Below are 16,590 nucleotides of genomic sequence, written 5' to 3'. Positions count from 1 at the left end.
GCCTTATGCCCCATGCGGCACGCGAAGCGGCTCCGTAGGACCGGGGTGCCCCACACCGGCAGATCCGCAAAGATTGTTAATTTCACCGGCTCCCCCGCTGAAAGCCCCTTATCCTAACAATCGGACGATTTCCTCTTCAGGCTTGCCCGCCGCACGGCACACCCGGGGTGTGTCCCGCCGGCAATCCTGCTGTCAGAGGTTGTAATAGGGAAGGATCGACATGCAAGACACCGCGATTGAATCGATTAAGGCACGAGAAATTCTTGACTCGCGGGGACGCCCCACGATAGAAGCGGAAGTGTACTTAGCGGGCGGTTACGGGGGACTGGCCCAGGTTCCCAGCGGCGCTTCCACCGGCACGTTTGAAGCTCACGAGTTGCGGGATGGGGACAAGAACCGCTACGGAGGCAAGGGTGTCCTCAAGGCTGTGGAAAATGTCAGGGACAAAATCGCCCCTAAGTTGCAGGAACTCGACGCCCTCGAGCAAGCGCTGGTAGACCGCACCATGATTGAGTTGGATGGGTCTGCTAATAAGTCTAATCTGGGAGCTAATGCTATTCTGGCGGTTTCTCTGGCAACTGCGAAAGCCGCCGCTGATGTCCTGGGAATCCCGCTTTACCGCTATCTGGGCTCTCCGCTGTCCAATCTGCTGCCGGTGCCTTTGATGAATGTGATTAACGGCGGTGCCCACGCAGCGAATAATGTGGATTTTCAGGAGTTTATGGTTGTGCCGGTGGGGGCGTCTTCGTTCCGGGAAGCGCTGCGCTGGGGTGCGGAGGTGTTCGCCTCTCTCAGCAAGGTGCTCGATGAGAAGGGATTGCTCACCGGCGTCGGCGATGAGGGCGGTTTCGCCCCCAATCTGGAGTCCAATCAGGCGGCGCTGGAATTGCTGGTGGCGGCGATTGAAAAAGCTGGCTACAAACCGGGCGAGCAAGTGGCTTTGGCCCTGGATGTGGCGGCGAGCGAGTTCTACAAGGATGGGAAGTATGTCTATGAGGGCAGCGCTCACGAGCCGGCGGAGATGATAGACTATCTGGCTAAGCTCACCAGCCAGTACCCGATTGTTTCGATTGAGGATGGGCTGCACGAGGAGGACTGGAGCAACTGGCAGCTGCTGACGCAAAAGCTGGGCGCTAGCGTGCAGCTGGTGGGGGATGATTTGTTTGTCACTAACCCCAGCCGGTTGAAAAAGGGCATCGACACCGGTGCCGGCAACGCGATTTTGATTAAGCTCAATCAAATCGGGTCTTTGACTGAAACGCTGGAAGCTATTGAGCTGGCAACCCGCAGCGGTTTCCGCTCGATTATCAGTCACCGTTCGGGCGAGACGGAAGATACGACGATTGCGGATTTGGCTGTGGCGACTCGTGCCGGTCAGATTAAAACCGGCTCTCTGTGCCGCAGCGAGCGCGTGGCCAAATACAACCGCCTGCTGCGCATTGAGGATGAATTGGGCGACCGCGCTGTTTATGCCGGTGCTGCCGGTCTTGGGCCAAAGGGATCTAAGTAATCGGTGAGTCTTCTGGGGGTGCGGCGCTGCAGCGCCCCTCCCCCTTCCGCGCTTTGCGCCGGTGTTGCTTTGAAAATCCATCGGAGTGCCCTGTTGCTTTCGATGCTGCCACTGGCGCACCCACTTGCTCCCAGCGAGATGGCTCTGGAAAGGGGCCGGTCCGGCCACGCACATAAAGGCCCAGCAAGAGCCAGAGCGCTCACTGCTCTTCTTCCCCACCGCCCCCCATCTCATTCCACTGCTTCAACCCTTGTTCTATCCACTGTCTTAACAGTTCTGAGCGCCTGTTTTTAGGCAACTGGTCAACCTGTTCGCGAATAGCAATCGGTACGCGAACCACTACTGGCCTGTCAGCCATCGCTTGTTCGCCAATAGGCTGAAAGTCATGCTGGCTAAGAACTGGAGGCTTTTTCCTTGGCATCTTTACTTTATATATTTGTCTTTTAGAGGTAATCCGTTAAGTTTAGAAGTTATTCCAAGGCAAAAGGGCTAAAAGTTAGAGTTTTTTAAGGGGTGTGCAGGGTCGCGATATGTAATTTAATAGAAGAGTGCTGGGACACCGGCACAGGAAGCGGGCAACCGATTGGATGGCCTGCTGGGCGCGAAAGCTGGCCGTTCCCCCCCCAAAAAAAACACCGGGCCGCAAACCCGGAACGGAACAAAACACACAAGGAGAATTATCGCAATCACGCTCGTGCGCTGATACATTTACGCGACATTGTTCCGGATATTACCGGACAATGCAGCGATAGCACTATCCCCGTCAAAGATGATAGAGGCGGTATCCCGCAAAGCTTTCAGGAACATCCTAAAAGCGCCATTCCAGTCCTGCGATAGCATAAACCCGCAATTGGGACAGTGGAAAATTCAAAGAGCCACTATCTGGCCAATAGGGCTGTCCTCAAATCTCTGTGTGTAGTATATCACGCTCTCCGGCTTGGCCCTGAAAATCCGAGATTAAATTTTCTCTCTCAACCTCGAATCTTGGGACAGTCCTCTCCGCGTGATGTCCTGCGTGCTGCAGGACATCATTCCTCAAGTCCTGGAAGTCCACATGATGCTGCGCATCAGGTGCCGGTGGGCTGTGTTCGTGCCGGCGGCGGGGCGACCTTTGGCCACATCGGTCGCCCGCTGCCGGTTCAAAGCCCCGCAAAAACAGTTAATTTTCTACCTCTGTACAGGAACATCCCCCAATTCCACAGGTGAGATGGCGAAAGGCTTGAGTGGATTAAGTTCATGGAGATGAACCTACATTAAGATAATTGCTCCTGATCCTCTCTGGCAAACTTCTCAGCAATAGCCTGTCTAATAAACTCCGAACGGTTGGGCAAAGCTCTAATTCTGTTATCAAGCTCAGGAGGAAGCATCACCGACACGGGCTTTTGCTTGTAACGCAAGCCCACACCTAAAGATTGAAATTTATGTGTGTCCATACAGTTCCCTCTTCTCTTCTTTTCTATCCTAACTCATCATTCGCCCTGTTTTCATAAGTTTTTCTTATTGTTCAGAGCTACCCCATTGCTTTATCTAATTTGACAGGCAAATGTATACGCTCTACAATGTGAATGTGAAAAAAAGCGCCGGGTTGATGGCCCGGCCCGAACATCTATTAAGGATTATAGATTACCAAGGATTATAGCAATGATTGACTGCATCCTCAACCTCGAATCTTGGGAAAGCCTGATCCACGTCATGTCCTGCGTCCTGGAGGACATCGCCTCGGAAGTCCTGGAAGTCCGCATGATGCTGCGCAACAAGTGCCCGTGGGCCAAGTTTGTGTGTAAAGGGACAGGGCGGCGCTGGGCCACATTTATCGCTCGCGCCAAGTTCCAAGGCTTTCTTTCAATCCCGTTTCCGGGATTCAGCTGGCCAAAAATCCTCTCCTCCTGCCCCCTGTTGAAATCATTGTCGCATTGATATGGGCTTCTTTGCACAACCGGGATGCTCCCAAGGCTTTCACTTCAAGTTTGGCTACCGCCATCTGCACGGATCTGGCAACCGGCAAGCAGTACAAACTCAACTTCGATGCTTGCAGTTGCGCAGCGTTCGCCGCTTCGCAGCTAGATGAATCGGGGAAAAAGCCGGCTTGCGAGCACATCAAAGCGCTGCCCCCATTTGCCGTTGAGCTCGACAAGGCGGATGAGCCAGCCCAAGCGGGCGCTCTCCCAGGAGCGGTAGGGCGCATTTATATAGATGAGAAACAGTGCCCGAAAGGATTTTGGCTGAAGGCAACCGATCCCTCGGATATAAGCGAGCGCGAGCTTTTCACCAAACAGCAGAGCGGCGGTGGGCCAAAAGTTCGCTCGCTCGGTCGCCTCAGGGAAGCTCGGGATGTGACCGGCATCGAAGCGTTCACGCCTCGCGCATTCACGAGTCGAGAATTTGAAACCACAGCTGACGCCATTCGATTTTTGGCCCGACATGCCGGTGTGAGAGTCTCCCTGTAGGGTGGCCACTCTAAGGAGCGCTGGCGGAACTGGGGAATCCCAAATAATCCCCCAAGGGCGGATTGAGTGTAGATATATAGCACTAGGCACTTAGGTTCGTACATTTCGGCCTCTTTTGCACCCCCCCAGTCCTGCTCCTATTGTCCTAACCCATATTACTACTGGGATATAGACGTAGGGCAGGCGTCCCGCCCCCCCTGAAGGTCTAATGTTCTAACCTAAGTGCATACTGCTATATCAGTAGCCACTTTGGTTAGGACGCAGGACCTGCGTCTCGCCGATTCCTGTACCTTGGGTTAGGACGTAGGACCAGCGTCTCGCCTGTGCCTCACCCGACTGGCAAGTGAGATGCCTTGTCCATTCCCGATCTGTCTATTTTTATATCTGTGGGGAGCGCGATTCTGAAAGCTGATTTATAAAGTCACTGTTAAGTAAGAATGGTGTTCCTTGTGGCTTCACTGTTTCTTTATAAATCAGCGATAAGGGCGGGGCGAACCTGAAATGTTTTTGACGGGCGGGACGGGCATGAATAAACCCGCCCCCAAACCCGCCCTCTAACGCGCCCCGACGGATTAGGGATAGAAACACATCTGGGGCAATCCCAGAGTTTCATTCCAGCCCATGATCAAATTAACACACTGGATAGCTTGACCGGCTTGACCCTTAATCAAGTTATCAATTGCTGACATAACGATAACGCGGTCAGTGCGCGGGTCAACTTCCACGCTGATATAGCAGAGATTGGTGCCGGCAGCCCACTTGGTTTGGGGGTAGACGCCGGCGGGCAAAACCTTCACCCAAGGACAGGAGCGGTAGAAAGCGGAGAAAATCGTAATTAAATCTTCCCGCACCAGCCCCGGATCGCGCAGGGTGGCGTAAACCGTGGCTAAAATCCCGCGCACCATCGGAATCAGGTGCGGGGTAAACTGCACCAAAACTTCGTGACCGGCCAAATCGCTGCAAATTTGCTCAATTTCTGGAGTGTGCCGGTGGCGGGCAACACTGTACGCGCCCAGGGAGTTGTCCGCTTCCGCGAGCAGCATATTGGTTTTGGCTTGCCGCCCGCCGCCAGAGGTGCCAGATTTAGCGTCAATAATGGCAGTTTCCGTCAAAATTAAACCCTGTTTGAGCAGGGGCGACAGCGCCAGGAGGCTGGCGGTAGGATAGCAGCCGGGACAGCCGATTAGCTGGGCTTCCCTAATCCGGTCGCGGTAAAGTTCCGGCAAACCGTAAACAGCTGTAGCTGCTGTTTCTTTATCGGTGCGCTCGCCGCCGTACCACGCCTTATAGGTGTCTAAGTTGGCAAATCGGTAGTCAGCGGAGAGATCGAGAACCTTGCACCCTTTTTCCAGCAGTGCCGGTGCCATTTTCCAGGCCAAACCGTTCGGTAGCGACAGGAACACCACTTGACAGCGCCCAGCAATGGTTTCTAGGTCTATGGGCTCCACCGGCAGGCTAACCGCGTGTCCCAAGTGGGGGTAAAGATCCGAGAAAGGCTTGCCGGCACTGCTTTCGCCCCCCAGATAAGCCAGTTTCAGCTTTGGGTGATCCATCAGCAGCCGCACCAGCTGCACCCCGCCATACCCAGACGCCCCAACTATCCCAACCGGCACCTGCCCTAAATCATCCATAATGCTTTTCCCGTATAGCGTTTTCTTTGATAGTTTAGCTCGGGAAGCATTTTATCCCAGGTTGTCCTGTAGAGAGCTACTTTCTCTCTCGCACACCCGAGGACACCTGCCCCGCCGTAAAGTGTATCCCCGTATACAAATGATCGCTGAGGGGGTCAGAAGTATTGATTTTATAAACCGCAGAGGGCACAGAGGGCGCAGAGGGAGGACAAGAAGAGAGCTGTCTGGGGTTGGCTGTAATTAGTTGCTGACTGCTAGCCAAAGGATCTCGCCTCTGTGCAGCCGGCTCTACAATCTGCTGAATTCCGCCCTGTATTGCTGTTGGTTCAACGAATCCTCAATTCGGCTAGCCGCAATATCGCAGTAGTCCTGGCGAATCTCAAATCCAATGACAGAGCGCTGCAAACTTAAAGCGACAGCCGCAACCGTTCCCGAACCGAGAAAGGGATCGAGAACCACCTCATTGGGGTTGGATGAAGCCTTGACGATGCGTTCGATGACCGCAACAGGAAATTGAGCCGGATGAGACGTGCGCTCTTGTGATGAGCGGTTTTTGCCAGAAGTCACCTTGGGAAACTCCCAGACATCTGTTGGGTTTTTGCCTTTCGGGTTGACCTTTATTTTGCCATTTTTCTTCTGCTTGGGATATTTTACATTAGGGTCGCGAACTTCGTCAAGGTTAAATGTATAATCTTCATAATTTTTAACATACCATAGAAACTTTTCATTGCGCGGCGAGAAGAACTTGCTGCCGGCAACGCCAGCCCCATAGTTCCAGACAATCTCCTGAATCAGGTAAAAAGGAACTCTGTCCCAAAGGAGGTAGGGAATCGGAATCGCCTTCGCCCGACTGGGCACTGACAGATAGCCCAAATTGAGCCAGAAAGCTCCCCTGGGAAGAGTGAGCCGGTAAATCTCTGCTATCCAGCGCTCGCACCAATTTAAATACTCATCTAGCGGCAGGGGTTTTTCATACTCTTTCCCTATATTATAGGGCGGACTGGTAACAGTTAGATTCACGCACTCATCGGGCAGCTTTGCCATTGCCTCTAAGCAATCAGCGTGATAAATAAGGCAGTTGGGAGCTTGGAAGTAGGGTTGGCCCAAAAGTCGAACCATGTCAGTCAACAGCATGAGAGACTTCCCCCTCGGGGTATTCACCCGTTTTTAGAGCTAGAACATTAAATATACACCCAACGCGGGAGGGCTTTAGCCCAACTACAAACTGTAGGGCTTTAGCCCAACTACAAACTGTAGGGCTTTAGCCCAACTACAAACTGCAGGGCTTTAGCCCAACTACAAACGGCGCACCGGCCCCCAGCAACCGCCCTCAGCTGGGCGGGTCAAGCCTCTCGCCCCTGCAAACGCGGTACAATTGAATAGGATCTATAAAAAAACTTAAGATTAGCGCTCGGCTGGAACTCTCTGTGGAAAGCACCCTCCCCCCCTCAACTCAATCCGTGGAATTTGACTCCATTGACGCCGCCCTGGCAGACCTCAAGGCGGGCCGGTGTGTCGTGGTGGTGGATGATGAAAACCGGGAAAACGAAGGCGACGTCATCTGCGCCGCCCAGTTTGCCACCCCCGACACGATTAATTTCATGGCAGTATACGCGCGGGGTCTGATTTGTCTGGCCATGACCGGCGAACGCTTGGATGAGCTGGACTTGCCATTAATGGTGGCCAGCAGCACCGCCCTTGACCAGACGGCGTTTACCGTCAGCATTGACGCGGGGCACCACTTGGGCGTCACCACCGGCATCTCAGCGGAGGACAGGTCCCGCACCATCCAAGCCGCTATCAACCCGAGCACGCGACCGAGCGACCTGCGCCGACCGGGCCACATCTTTCCCCTGCGGGCCAAGGAAGGGGGCGTCTTGAGGCGCGCCGGCCATACGGAAGCCGGCGTGGACTTGGCCAGACTGGCCGGTCTGTATCCTGCCGGTGTGATCTGCGAAATCCAAAATCCCGACGGTTCGATGGCGAGACTGCCCCAGTTGGTCGAGTACGCCCGCACCCACAGCCTGAAAATTATCAGTATCGCCGACTTAATCAGCTACCGTCTCAAACACGAGCGGTTTGTCTGCCGCGAGACGGTGGCCCTTTTGCCGACAGAGTTCGGTCAGTTCCACATATACGCTTACCGCAACTTGCTAGACAGTAGCGAGCATGTTGCTATCGTTAAAGGGGAGCCGGCGGATTTTCACGACAAGCCGGTAATGGTGCGCGTTCACTCGGAATGCCTGACCGGCGACGCCCTGGGATCGCTGCGCTGCGACTGCCGCATGCAGCTAATTGCGGCGCTGAAGATGATTGAAAATGCCGGCAGCGGCGTAGTGGTCTACCTGCGCCAAGAAGGTCGGGGAATTGGCCTGATTAATAAGCTAAAAGCCTATTCGCTGCAGGATTTGGGGCTGGATACCGTAGAGGCCAATGAGCGCCTCGGTTTCCCTGCCGATTTGCGCAACTATGGTGTGGGGGCGCAAATGCTGAACGATTTGGGCGTCAGCAAAATCCGCCTGATTACTAATAACCCCCGCAAGATTGCAGGGTTGAAGGGTTACGGTTTGGAGATTGTGGACAGGGTGCCGCTGCTGATTGAGGCCAATTTGTACAACTGCAGCTATCTCGCCACTAAGGCGCAAAAGCTGGGTCACATGCTGTTGCAGACTTATCTGGTAACAGTGGCCATTCACTGGACTGACGATTTGCTGCCGGTTGCGGATCGCTTTGAGCGCTTGGAACAACTGCGGAATTTGGCGGCGGAGCACCACCTGCTGCTGCAGGAAGAAACGCGACCGGTGATTTTGCCCCTGTTTGGCAAACCCTCTCTGACTGTCCACTTGGGTTTCGACCAGCCGCACTTGGCCGCAACTGACTGGTACCGGCAGCCCAGCCATCCCTACGTCAAAGCGATCGGGCAAATCCTCGACCAGCTGGCCAGGGAGCCGCAAGTGTGGCAACTTGAATTCCTGGTGTCTGCCGGTGCCGATCCCCTGACGAATCTGGGCGTGCACCTGAGCCGGCATAGCTTCCCCCTCAGCCAGTTACCGTCTTCTGTCTGCGATCGCCTGGAAACTCAAACGATTTACACTTTCGCTCAAGACATCGCGGATCTGAGTTGACATGCAGCTGCTATTTGCGGTAAAGAGGCCGGCACAATTAAGCTTGCCGGCAAGAAACCAGGGTGCTTTAAGTTTCCTGGTTTCTAGATGTCGTGCCGGCATTCGACGCTATAAGCACAGGCGATAAATCCCGCCGGCAGCTTGAAAAGAGAATTATCCGTTTCTCCCCAACCCGGGAGGGTGCATACAAACTGTTTAAACGCAAATTGAGTAATTTTTGACCATGTACCCTTTGTCCGACAAGCACTTCAGCTGTATTAATTCTAATAAATCCGCGTGAAGACTTTCAGTTTGCCCCGCCGGCAGCTTGAAAAGAGAAGAGTTCGTTCATCCCCGAACCCGGGGGTGCATCCAAACTGTTTAAGCGGAAATTGAGTATTTTTTGACTATGTAACCCTTTGCCCATAGGCACTTTAGCCGTGTTAAGTTTAATAAATCCGCGTGAAAACTTTCAGTGCGTCCCGCCGGCAGCTTGAAAAGAGAAGAGTTCGTTCATCCCCGAGCCCGGAGTGCATCCAAACTGTTTAAGCGGAAATTGAGTAAATTTTGACTATAGAACCCTTTGCTAATAAGCACTTCAGTTCTGTAAAGTTTAGTAAATCCGCGTGAACACTTTTAGTCAGCCCCGCCGGCTGGGGGAAAAGTGAAGAGTTCGTTTCTCCCCGAGCCCGGGAGTGCGTCGAAACTGTTTAAGCGGAAATTGATTAAGTTTTGACTATGTAACTCTTCGACCATAAGCACTTCAGCCGGGTTAAGTTTAATAAATCCGCGTGAAGACTTTCAGTTCGCCCTGGCGGCAGCTTGAAAAGAGAAGAGTTCGTTCATCCCCGAGCCCGGGGGTGCATCCAAACTGTTTAAGCGGAAATTGAGTAATTTTTGACCATGTAACCCTTTGCCCATAGGCACTTTAACCGTGTTAAGTTTAATAAATCCGCGTGAAAACTTTCAGTGCGTCCCGCCGGCAGCTTGAAAAGAGAAGAGTTCGTTCATCCCCGAGCCCGGGGTGCATCCAAACTATTTAAGCGGAAATTGAGTAATTTTTGATATTGCATCTTTTCCCCCATAAGCACTTCAGCCGTGTAAATTTTAATAAATCCGCGTGAAGACTTTCAGTGCGCCCTGCCGGCAGCTTAAAAATAGAAGAGTTCGTTTCTCCCCGAACCCGGGGGTGCATCCAAACTATTTAAGCGGAAATTGAGTAAGTTTTGACCATGTAATCCTTTGCCCATAGGCACTTCAGCCGTGTTAAGTTTAATAAATCCGCGTGAAAACTTTCAGTGCGGCCCGCCGGCAGCTTAAAAAGAGAAGAGTTCGTTTCTCCCCGAACCCGGGGGTGCATCCAAACTGTTTAAGCGGAAATTGCTTAAAAAGAGAAGAGTTCGTTTCTCCCCGAACCCGGGGGTGCATCCAAACTATTTAAGCGGAAATTGAGTAATTTTTGACCATGTAACCCTTTTTACATAAGCACTTTAGCCGTGTTAAGTTTAATAAATCCGCGTGAACACTTTTAGTCAGCCCCGCCGGCTGGGGGAAAAGTGAAGAGTTCGTTTCTCCCCGAAACCGGGGGTGCATCCAAACTGTTTAAGCGGAAATTGAGTAATTTTTGATATTGCATCCCTTATCCTCTAAGCACTTCAGGTGTGTAAAATTTAATAAATCCGCGTGAAGACTTTCAGTGCGCTCCGCCGGCAGGGAAAAAGAGAAGAGTTCGTTTCTCCCCGAGCCCGGGGTGCATCCAAACTATTTAAGCGGAAATTGAGTAATTTTTGACTATGTAACCCTTTGCCCATAGGTACTTTAGCCGTGTTAAGTTTAATAAATCCGCGTGAAGACTTTCAGTGAGGCCCGCCGGCAGCTTGAAAAGAGAATTATCCGTTTCTCCCCGAGCCCGGGGGTGCATACAAACTGTTTAAGCGTAAATAGAGTAATTTTTGATATTGCATCCCTTATCTTATAAGCACTTCAGCCATGTTAAATTTAATAAATCCACGTGAAGATTTTCAGTTCGCCCCGCCGGCAGCTTGAAAAGAGAAGAGTTCGTTTTTCCCCGAGCCCGGGGGTGCGTCGAAACTGTTTAAGCGGAAATTGAGGGATTTTCGACACAAACCTTTTGCGAGGCAAGCACTTCAGCCATGTTAATTTGAACCGGAGTTGCTTGTGTCCAAGTATATCATACGGAACGGATTTGCTGGGATACAGCGCTTGTATGATATACTAGATTGTAGCGCGCTTAAGTATAGTATATCATACAAAACGGATTTGCTGGGATACAGCGCTTGTATGATATACTAGATTGTAGCGCGCTTAAGTATAGTATATCATATAAAGGGGATGGATCTCACCGGCCATCTCACATACGAGATTACTCCTGTCACAAAGCGGGGGGGGTTTCAAATCGGGGAAAACGGCACAATCGTGCGAATCAGCTTGCGCACCCGCAGCAGGAAAATCAGCTGCTGCACGTCCGCGTTCAGCCTCGGTGTTGGCGCGCTTAAGAGTTCGGCTTGCAGTTCGGCATACTCGGCGGCAGTGAGGGGTTTGCCGTCCACCGGCGATCTCGCCGCCGTGAAAATCTCTGTGCGCAATACCTCTTCCGGAACGTCAGATGCCGGTGGTAGCGAGAGTGCCGGTTCAGAACCCACCAAGGCCAACATCAGGGCGGGCGCGACTGCAAACCTGCGGGGACATTTTCGACCCACGGATTTTCTCCCTTGACAAAAAGTTTACCCTATGGTATAATGCCGCTCACGCCAATCCTGGCGGCACCGGCTCGCCGCAGAGGTGGTGGACTTGGGCGATGCGCTCGAACAGCCAGGGATAGTCCTGCCGGTACTGCGGAATCAGCGCCAGGGGGCTGAGCAGGGCAGCCGCCGCTATATCAGCAACGCTCAAATGCTCGCCCACCAAGTAGGGGCTGTCAATCCACCGGCACGACAAAAACTCAAGCGCAGTGGCGAGACGCTCAGACGCCAGCTGTGCCGAGGCTTGATTAATCTTGTACTGCCGGCGCACCACTTGGATCAGCAGCAGGCTGAATAGAGAAGGGTCAATCTGCTTCCCCTCCCCGGCGCGAAAATCGTAGTAGACAAATCGGGTGGCGGTGCCGATACTTTCATCCAGCCAGTCTTCGAGCATCAAAGCTTGTGCCTGCAGCCTTAGTGCCGGCAGCGACAAAGCCGGTTCTGGCTGGAACGTTTCTAGAAATTGCAAAATTCGCGTCGAGTCCCCAATCGCTGCCGGCTGCCCTTCGAGTTCCGGGAGGAGAACCGGCACAGCCGTCAGCCCCGTCAGCGGTTTGACCTTCAGCGCGTGCGCTCCCGGCGTTAGATTCTTAACGCGGTAAGGGATTTTCTTGTAGCCGAGCGCCAGTCGAGCCTTGCGGCAATAATGAGACGTACTGAACTGCAACAGCAGCATTTAATAAATTAAGGAGTAAGCCTTACTAGCAAGGAAAGCCAACACGTCAAAGATGGGGCGCAAGACACAAAAACTCAGGCAGGACAGCTAGACCTGCTTCAGGAGAAGGCAAGACTAGCCTGTTTCAGCTGCTGAGTTAACAGACTGTTATTTAACAATTTGGCAGCGTGCGCACCGGCGATCTAACACTGCTAGCCCTCTTGGGAGACAGGCCAAGGGAAGTGACCAGCAGCCATTGCCACACCGGCCTGCTTTTGACCCGCCTGGCCAAACTGGAGGGCTTTCTTGTGCCGAGGGATGTGTGAGGAGCGACAGCCAACTTATTAAGGTTTCTTGGTGCCTTCCCCGGGTTTGGCTTCCGTTTTGCCCTCACCGGGTTTGGCTTCCGGTTTGCCCTCACCGGGTTTGGCTTCCGGTTTGCCCTCACCGGGTTTGGCTTCCGTTTTTGTATCCGTTTTAGGTGCCGTCGGAGTGGTGGTTACTGGCGGCTTCGCTGTCTCCACCGGTGTCGGTGCGGTTGTCTTCGTCTCCGGTGGCTGTGGGGGAGCTGTTTCGCCGCCGCCGCAGGCTCCGAGAGCGGCACTCATGCTGAGGGCTAGAGCTAAACCAAGGATTTTTGTGTTCATGTAAGTGTTATGCGCCGCACACCCCATCCGGGTAAGGGATAGAGGAGGGGCATCCTCCAATAAAAGTGTTTACTGCGCCCAGTTTTTATAGGCCAAGTGGCCAGGAACTGGGCCAAACCGGTATTTGTGGGATTGTCCAGTGCGCGGGGCCGGCAATTGGCATCCGCTCACTAGATGAATAAGATACTGCAGTTACCAGAAAATATCACAGAAATTCATCTCGCCCGGGTAGGATCTAGGATCTGGGTTGGGCCCAACCCGGCGGGCCGGTGCAAAAACAGCCCAGTGGTATTATGGATGTGATTGATTTTTTCGCTCTTGTGGGGAAAACTAGCTGACAAATCCCCCGAGCGCCTCAATATACGACAGTTGCCATCAACTCCACAACAGCCCGGTGGGCAATTCCATACTCGATATAGGTGAAGTCTATGTCTGCTGCTCTTAGAGCCACGGGTTCGCGCCGCCAAAGGTCTCAAACTCCCGATCCAGCCGCCGGCACCCCCCAAGTGACTCCTGTCAACAGGACGCTGACCGCCGTGCCGCCAAGGACCGCCAGCCAAACGGTTAAAGTCCTGCCGGCACCGGCAACCCTACCGCTGTGGTTGCGAGCGCTCCTTGGCGTGCAGCGAGCTTCCTCGGTCTTGACCCTCCTGCTAGTGGTCGCCTGCTTGAGCGTTTACGGGTGGACGGTCTGTTCCCAGCAGATGATGCGCCAGCAGTCGCGCAAGCTAGAAACTCTGCGACGCCAAGAGGGGCAACTGGCTGTTGCCAATGAAACCCTGAAAAATCAACTGGCCAAACAAGCCGAACATCCAGGGTCGGGACTGGTGTCCCCCACCCCAGACCGGATGATTTTTCTCAACCCCGCCCCGCCCCGCCATCGGGCCGCCCCAGCCGACCAGAGCGGTCCCGCCGGCAATTCTCAGAAGGCTGCCTCCAAACCTCTGGGGTATTAGTGCCCGCCGCCTGAACTTTGGCATCTGCGGGTTGGGTGGCGCAGTGCTGGAACAGGGCATGGGCTGAAGGAGTGGCGGGCTTTTCGCCCCTGATGCAGGTCGGGGGCTTTGGGCTAGGGGCATATGGGACAAACACAACGGGTTTCACTGCGCAGCCCCAGCCACAAAAATTTTAGATTTTCTTTCAATTTACTGAAAGATTATTATACCCTAGACGCTCGTTTCTGTCAAGGGGTAACGCCAAAATTAAAAATCCTGAGTGAGCAATAAAACTATGGCCTCGACAATGCCGCCCTCATCATTTAACCGGCGCGGGCGCAGAAGAGCAAAACGCCCCCACACCGGCACCAATTCAGAGCCGGTCAACTCGCGACAGCCGTCGCGAGTCGTTTTCCTGTCGCAGCGGAAAGCAGAACTGGAGCGAAAAGCGAGCCGGAGCGCTGCCGGGCGAGCCAGTCAAAGGCGCAAGGGAAGCGCCCGCAGCCAAAAGCAGCCGCCATCTACCGCTCTAGTCCATGCAGTCGGGCTGGCGCAAAGGATGAGACTGGTAGTGGTTTGGTTAATCTTAATGGCTGGCTCCCTTATGCTGGGTGCCAATGTTTACAAGCTACAAGTCATTCAGGGCAAGGAACTCACAGATAAAGCCCGGGATCAGCAACACGATGTCCAGCAGCAGCTTGTTCCCCGACGCCCGATTGTTGACCGGCAAGGGAATATCCTAGCCATTGACCGGCCAGTGTACACCCTGTACGCCCACCCCAAAATGTTTGAAAAGCCGGCAGCAGAGATTGCGGCTGAGCTGGCGGCGATTCTGCCTGCGAATCTCAACCTCACTGCCGGCAAATTAATCGATAAGTTCAGTACAGCTCCCAGCGGCATTTTGATTGACGAATTACTGCCCCAAGAAGTAGGCGTTCGCATCGCTCAACTGAATCTGAATGGCTTAGACTTGAGGGAGCAATTCTCCCGCTTCTACCCCCACCAAGAACTGGCTGCAGAAATTGTCGGCTACTTTGATTTTCTCAACGAGAAGAAACCGCAAGCCGGCGTAGAATACAGCCAGCAGGATTTGCTGGAACCCTCCATAACACCAGATCCAAGCAACCCGATCGCAGCAACAGTCCAGCAAGAATCAATGGGGTTTTTACCCATCGATGACCTGCGCTTGCAGCTGACTGTAGACACTCGGCTGCAACAGGCGGCTCGCTCAGCCCTGCAGCAAAAGATGAAGGAGTACAGCGCCAAGCGAGGAACTGCTATTGTCATGGATGTCAGGGATGGTTCCTTGCTCTCCCTAGTTTCAGAGCCTTCCTACGACCCCAACAAATATTATAATTTTACTTCAGAGCATTTTAATAACTGGGCAGTGACGGTTACTTACGAGCCCGGTTCCACCTTCAAACCGATTGTCGTCGCCATTGCCTTGGAATCCCAATCTATAACTCCAGATAGCGTCTTTAATGACTCGGGGGAGATTTACATCGATGGCTGGCAAATTGCTAACGCTGACTACGAGTATGCCGGTGGGAGAGGCGCTCTGACTTTGAGCCAGATCCTGCAATACTCCAGCAATATCGGTATGGTACAAGTTGAGCAAAAAATCCGGCCTAAGGTTTTCTACAGCTGGCTGGAACGCCTGGGGTTGGGCAAACAGCTCAGCATTGACATGCCGGGAGCGGGTGCCAGCCAGCTCGCCAGCCAACAGGATTTTCTGGCATCTCCGGTTAATGCAGCCACCACCGCTTTCGGTCAGGGGTTTTCCCTCACCCCCCTGCAGCTGATCCAGATGCACGCCGCCCTGGCTAATGGCGGTAAACTGGTTACGCCCCATGTGGTGCGCGGGCTGTACAATAGTGCCGGCGAACCCTCCTGGACGCCGGAATTGCCACCACCGACGCCACTTTTCTCCCCGACAACCACTAAGGCGGTGCTGTCGATGATGGAAGCGGTAGTCACCGATGGCACCGGCAAGGCGGCTGCTATTCCAGGATATCGCATTGCCGGCAAAACAGGAACCGCTCAGAAAGCTAACCCTAATGGCAGCGGCTATTACGAAAACGCCAAAATTGTCAGTTTTGTCGGAATTGTCCCCGCTGATGCTCCCCGCTACGCAATTTTAGTCGTCGTTGATGAACCCCTCGGAGGCAGTGGCGGTGCCGTCGCCGCACCCGTTGTCAAATCTATCATTGAAGCCCTGATCCCGATTGCCGGCATCCCACCCAGTCAAGAAACAGCGGATTTGGAACAGGAGAGTGATGTAGAGACGCGATAAATCGGGTCAGTTGGGCTAAAGCCCAACTGCGAACTTTGGGCTAAAGCCCAACTACGAACTTTGGGCTAAAGCCCAACTGCGAACTTTGGGCTGAAGCCCAACTACGAACTTTTGGGCTGAAGCCCAACTACGAACTTTTGGGCTGAAGCCCAACTGCGAACTTTTGGGCTGAAGCCCAACTGCGAACTTTTGGGCTGAAGCCCAACTGCGAACTTTTGGGCTAAAGCCCAACTGCGAACTTTTGGGCTAAAGCCCAACTACGAACTTTTGGGCTGAAGCCCAACTACGAACTTTTGGGCTGAAGCCCAACTACAAACCAAAATCGCTGTCACCCCCTCGTCTGGCTCAGCCGCACTTGCTCGCCCAACTGGGCCATACTAACAGCCGGCTCGTTGCAGCTCAGCCCCTGACAGACTAATCCCACCGCACCGGCAGGCAAATTTGGCTCCACCGCCAAAACAGCCGCCGGCAGGTATTGCGGAATAAGCGCAGCTACCTGCTCCCTTCCAGTGCGAATCAGGGTGCAGTTGCGATACCAGTCTAAACCGGCAAACAGGCTTGGACACGCTTGCGGTGCCCGGCTCATTATACTGCTGAAGGCTTGCA

The 16,590-nt window shown here is 53.6% G+C and carries 14 protein-coding genes and 1 pseudogene; 7 read left to right on the top strand and 8 right to left on the bottom strand.

Annotated features, from left to right (window positions below; translation table 11 throughout):
• The first annotated feature begins 220 nt into the window (after positions 1–220).
• On the top strand, positions 221–1,510 hold the full coding sequence (gene eno, locus OSC10802_RS0102110; protein WP_017715135.1) for a phosphopyruvate hydratase: 1,290 nt from the start codon (positions 221–223) through the stop codon (positions 1,508–1,510).
• A gap of 199 nt (positions 1,511–1,709) precedes the next feature.
• On the opposite strand, the gene OSC10802_RS0102105 is transcribed toward eno, so the two are convergent.
• On the bottom strand, positions 1,710–1,931 hold the full coding sequence (locus OSC10802_RS0102105) for a hypothetical protein (protein ID WP_017715134.1): 222 nt from the start codon (positions 1,929–1,931) through the stop codon (positions 1,710–1,712).
• Between the two features lie 582 nt (positions 1,932–2,513).
• Between OSC10802_RS0102105 and OSC10802_RS48595 the strand changes: the two genes are divergently transcribed.
• Positions 2,514–2,756 (top strand): hypothetical protein, encoded by a 243-nt coding sequence (locus tag OSC10802_RS48595; RefSeq protein WP_155967316.1) that lies wholly within the window; start codon positions 2,514–2,516, stop codon positions 2,754–2,756.
• Positions 2,757–2,763: 7 nt separating this feature from the next.
• Here OSC10802_RS48595 and OSC10802_RS0102090 read toward each other — a convergent pair whose 3' ends face one another.
• Entirely contained in the window at positions 2,764–2,943 is a 180-nt protein-coding gene (locus tag OSC10802_RS0102090) for a ribbon-helix-helix domain-containing protein (protein WP_017715132.1), read from the bottom strand.
• 208 nt (positions 2,944–3,151) lie between these two features.
• Between OSC10802_RS0102090 and OSC10802_RS47310 the strand changes: the two genes are divergently transcribed.
• Positions 3,152–3,427: a hypothetical protein gene (locus OSC10802_RS47310; protein WP_017715131.1), complete on the top strand. Its 276-nt coding sequence runs from the start codon at positions 3,152–3,154 to the stop codon at positions 3,425–3,427.
• A 50-nt stretch (positions 3,428–3,477) separates the two neighbouring features.
• Positions 3,478–3,957: a hypothetical protein gene (locus OSC10802_RS0102080; protein ID WP_198525042.1), complete on the top strand. Its 480-nt coding sequence runs from the start codon at positions 3,478–3,480 to the stop codon at positions 3,955–3,957.
• 572 nt (positions 3,958–4,529) lie between these two features.
• On the opposite strand, the gene argC is transcribed toward OSC10802_RS0102080, so the two are convergent.
• On the bottom strand, positions 4,530–5,588 hold the full coding sequence (gene argC, locus OSC10802_RS0102075; protein ID WP_017715129.1) for an N-acetyl-gamma-glutamyl-phosphate reductase: 1,059 nt from the start codon (positions 5,586–5,588) through the stop codon (positions 4,530–4,532).
• A gap of 288 nt (positions 5,589–5,876) precedes the next feature.
• Entirely contained in the window at positions 5,877–6,722 is an 846-nt protein-coding gene (locus tag OSC10802_RS0102070; protein ID WP_017715128.1) for a DNA-methyltransferase, read from the bottom strand.
• A gap of 293 nt (positions 6,723–7,015) precedes the next feature.
• On the opposite strand from OSC10802_RS0102070, the gene ribBA reads away from it, so the two are divergent.
• Positions 7,016–8,713: a bifunctional 3,4-dihydroxy-2-butanone-4-phosphate synthase/GTP cyclohydrolase II gene (gene ribBA / locus OSC10802_RS0102065; RefSeq protein WP_017715127.1), complete on the top strand. Its 1,698-nt coding sequence runs from the start codon at positions 7,016–7,018 to the stop codon at positions 8,711–8,713.
• Between the two features lie 2,390 nt (positions 8,714–11,103).
• On the opposite strand, the gene OSC10802_RS0102040 is transcribed toward ribBA, so the two are convergent.
• The 3 genes from OSC10802_RS0102040 to OSC10802_RS0102030 form a co-directional block, all read right to left on the bottom strand.
• Positions 11,104–11,412, bottom strand: coding sequence for a hypothetical protein (locus OSC10802_RS0102040; protein ID WP_026098090.1), 309 nt, complete (start codon positions 11,410–11,412; stop codon positions 11,104–11,106).
• Between the two features lie 46 nt (positions 11,413–11,458).
• Complete coding sequence (locus OSC10802_RS0102035; protein WP_017715122.1) at positions 11,459–12,130, bottom strand: glutathione S-transferase family protein; 672 nt, start codon at positions 12,128–12,130, stop codon at positions 11,459–11,461.
• Positions 12,131–12,453: 323 nt separating this feature from the next.
• Positions 12,454–12,756, bottom strand: a complete 303-nt coding sequence (locus tag OSC10802_RS0102030; RefSeq protein WP_155967314.1) for a hypothetical protein — start codon at positions 12,754–12,756, stop codon at positions 12,454–12,456.
• A gap of 428 nt (positions 12,757–13,184) precedes the next feature.
• On the opposite strand from OSC10802_RS0102030, the gene OSC10802_RS38305 reads away from it, so the two are divergent.
• Entirely contained in the window at positions 13,185–13,712 is a 528-nt protein-coding gene (locus tag OSC10802_RS38305) for a hypothetical protein (protein ID WP_017715120.1), read from the top strand.
• Positions 13,713–13,986: 274 nt separating this feature from the next.
• Positions 13,987–15,984, top strand: a complete 1,998-nt coding sequence (locus OSC10802_RS0102020) for a peptidoglycan D,D-transpeptidase FtsI family protein (RefSeq protein ID WP_232731601.1) — start codon at positions 13,987–13,989, stop codon at positions 15,982–15,984.
• A gap of 328 nt (positions 15,985–16,312) precedes the next feature.
• Here OSC10802_RS0102020 and OSC10802_RS0102015 read toward each other — a convergent pair.
• Positions 16,313–16,590: pseudogene (locus tag OSC10802_RS0102015) on the bottom strand (thioredoxin domain-containing protein); the annotation flags it as partial.

The organism is Kamptonema formosum PCC 10802, from assembly GCF_000332335.1.
In the GTDB taxonomy this organism is placed as follows: domain Bacteria; phylum Cyanobacteriota; class Cyanobacteriia; order Cyanobacteriales; family Oscillatoriaceae; genus Oscillatoria.
Note: the sequence above shows the minus strand (reverse complement) of the source record. Positions and strands in the feature narration are given on the sequence as shown.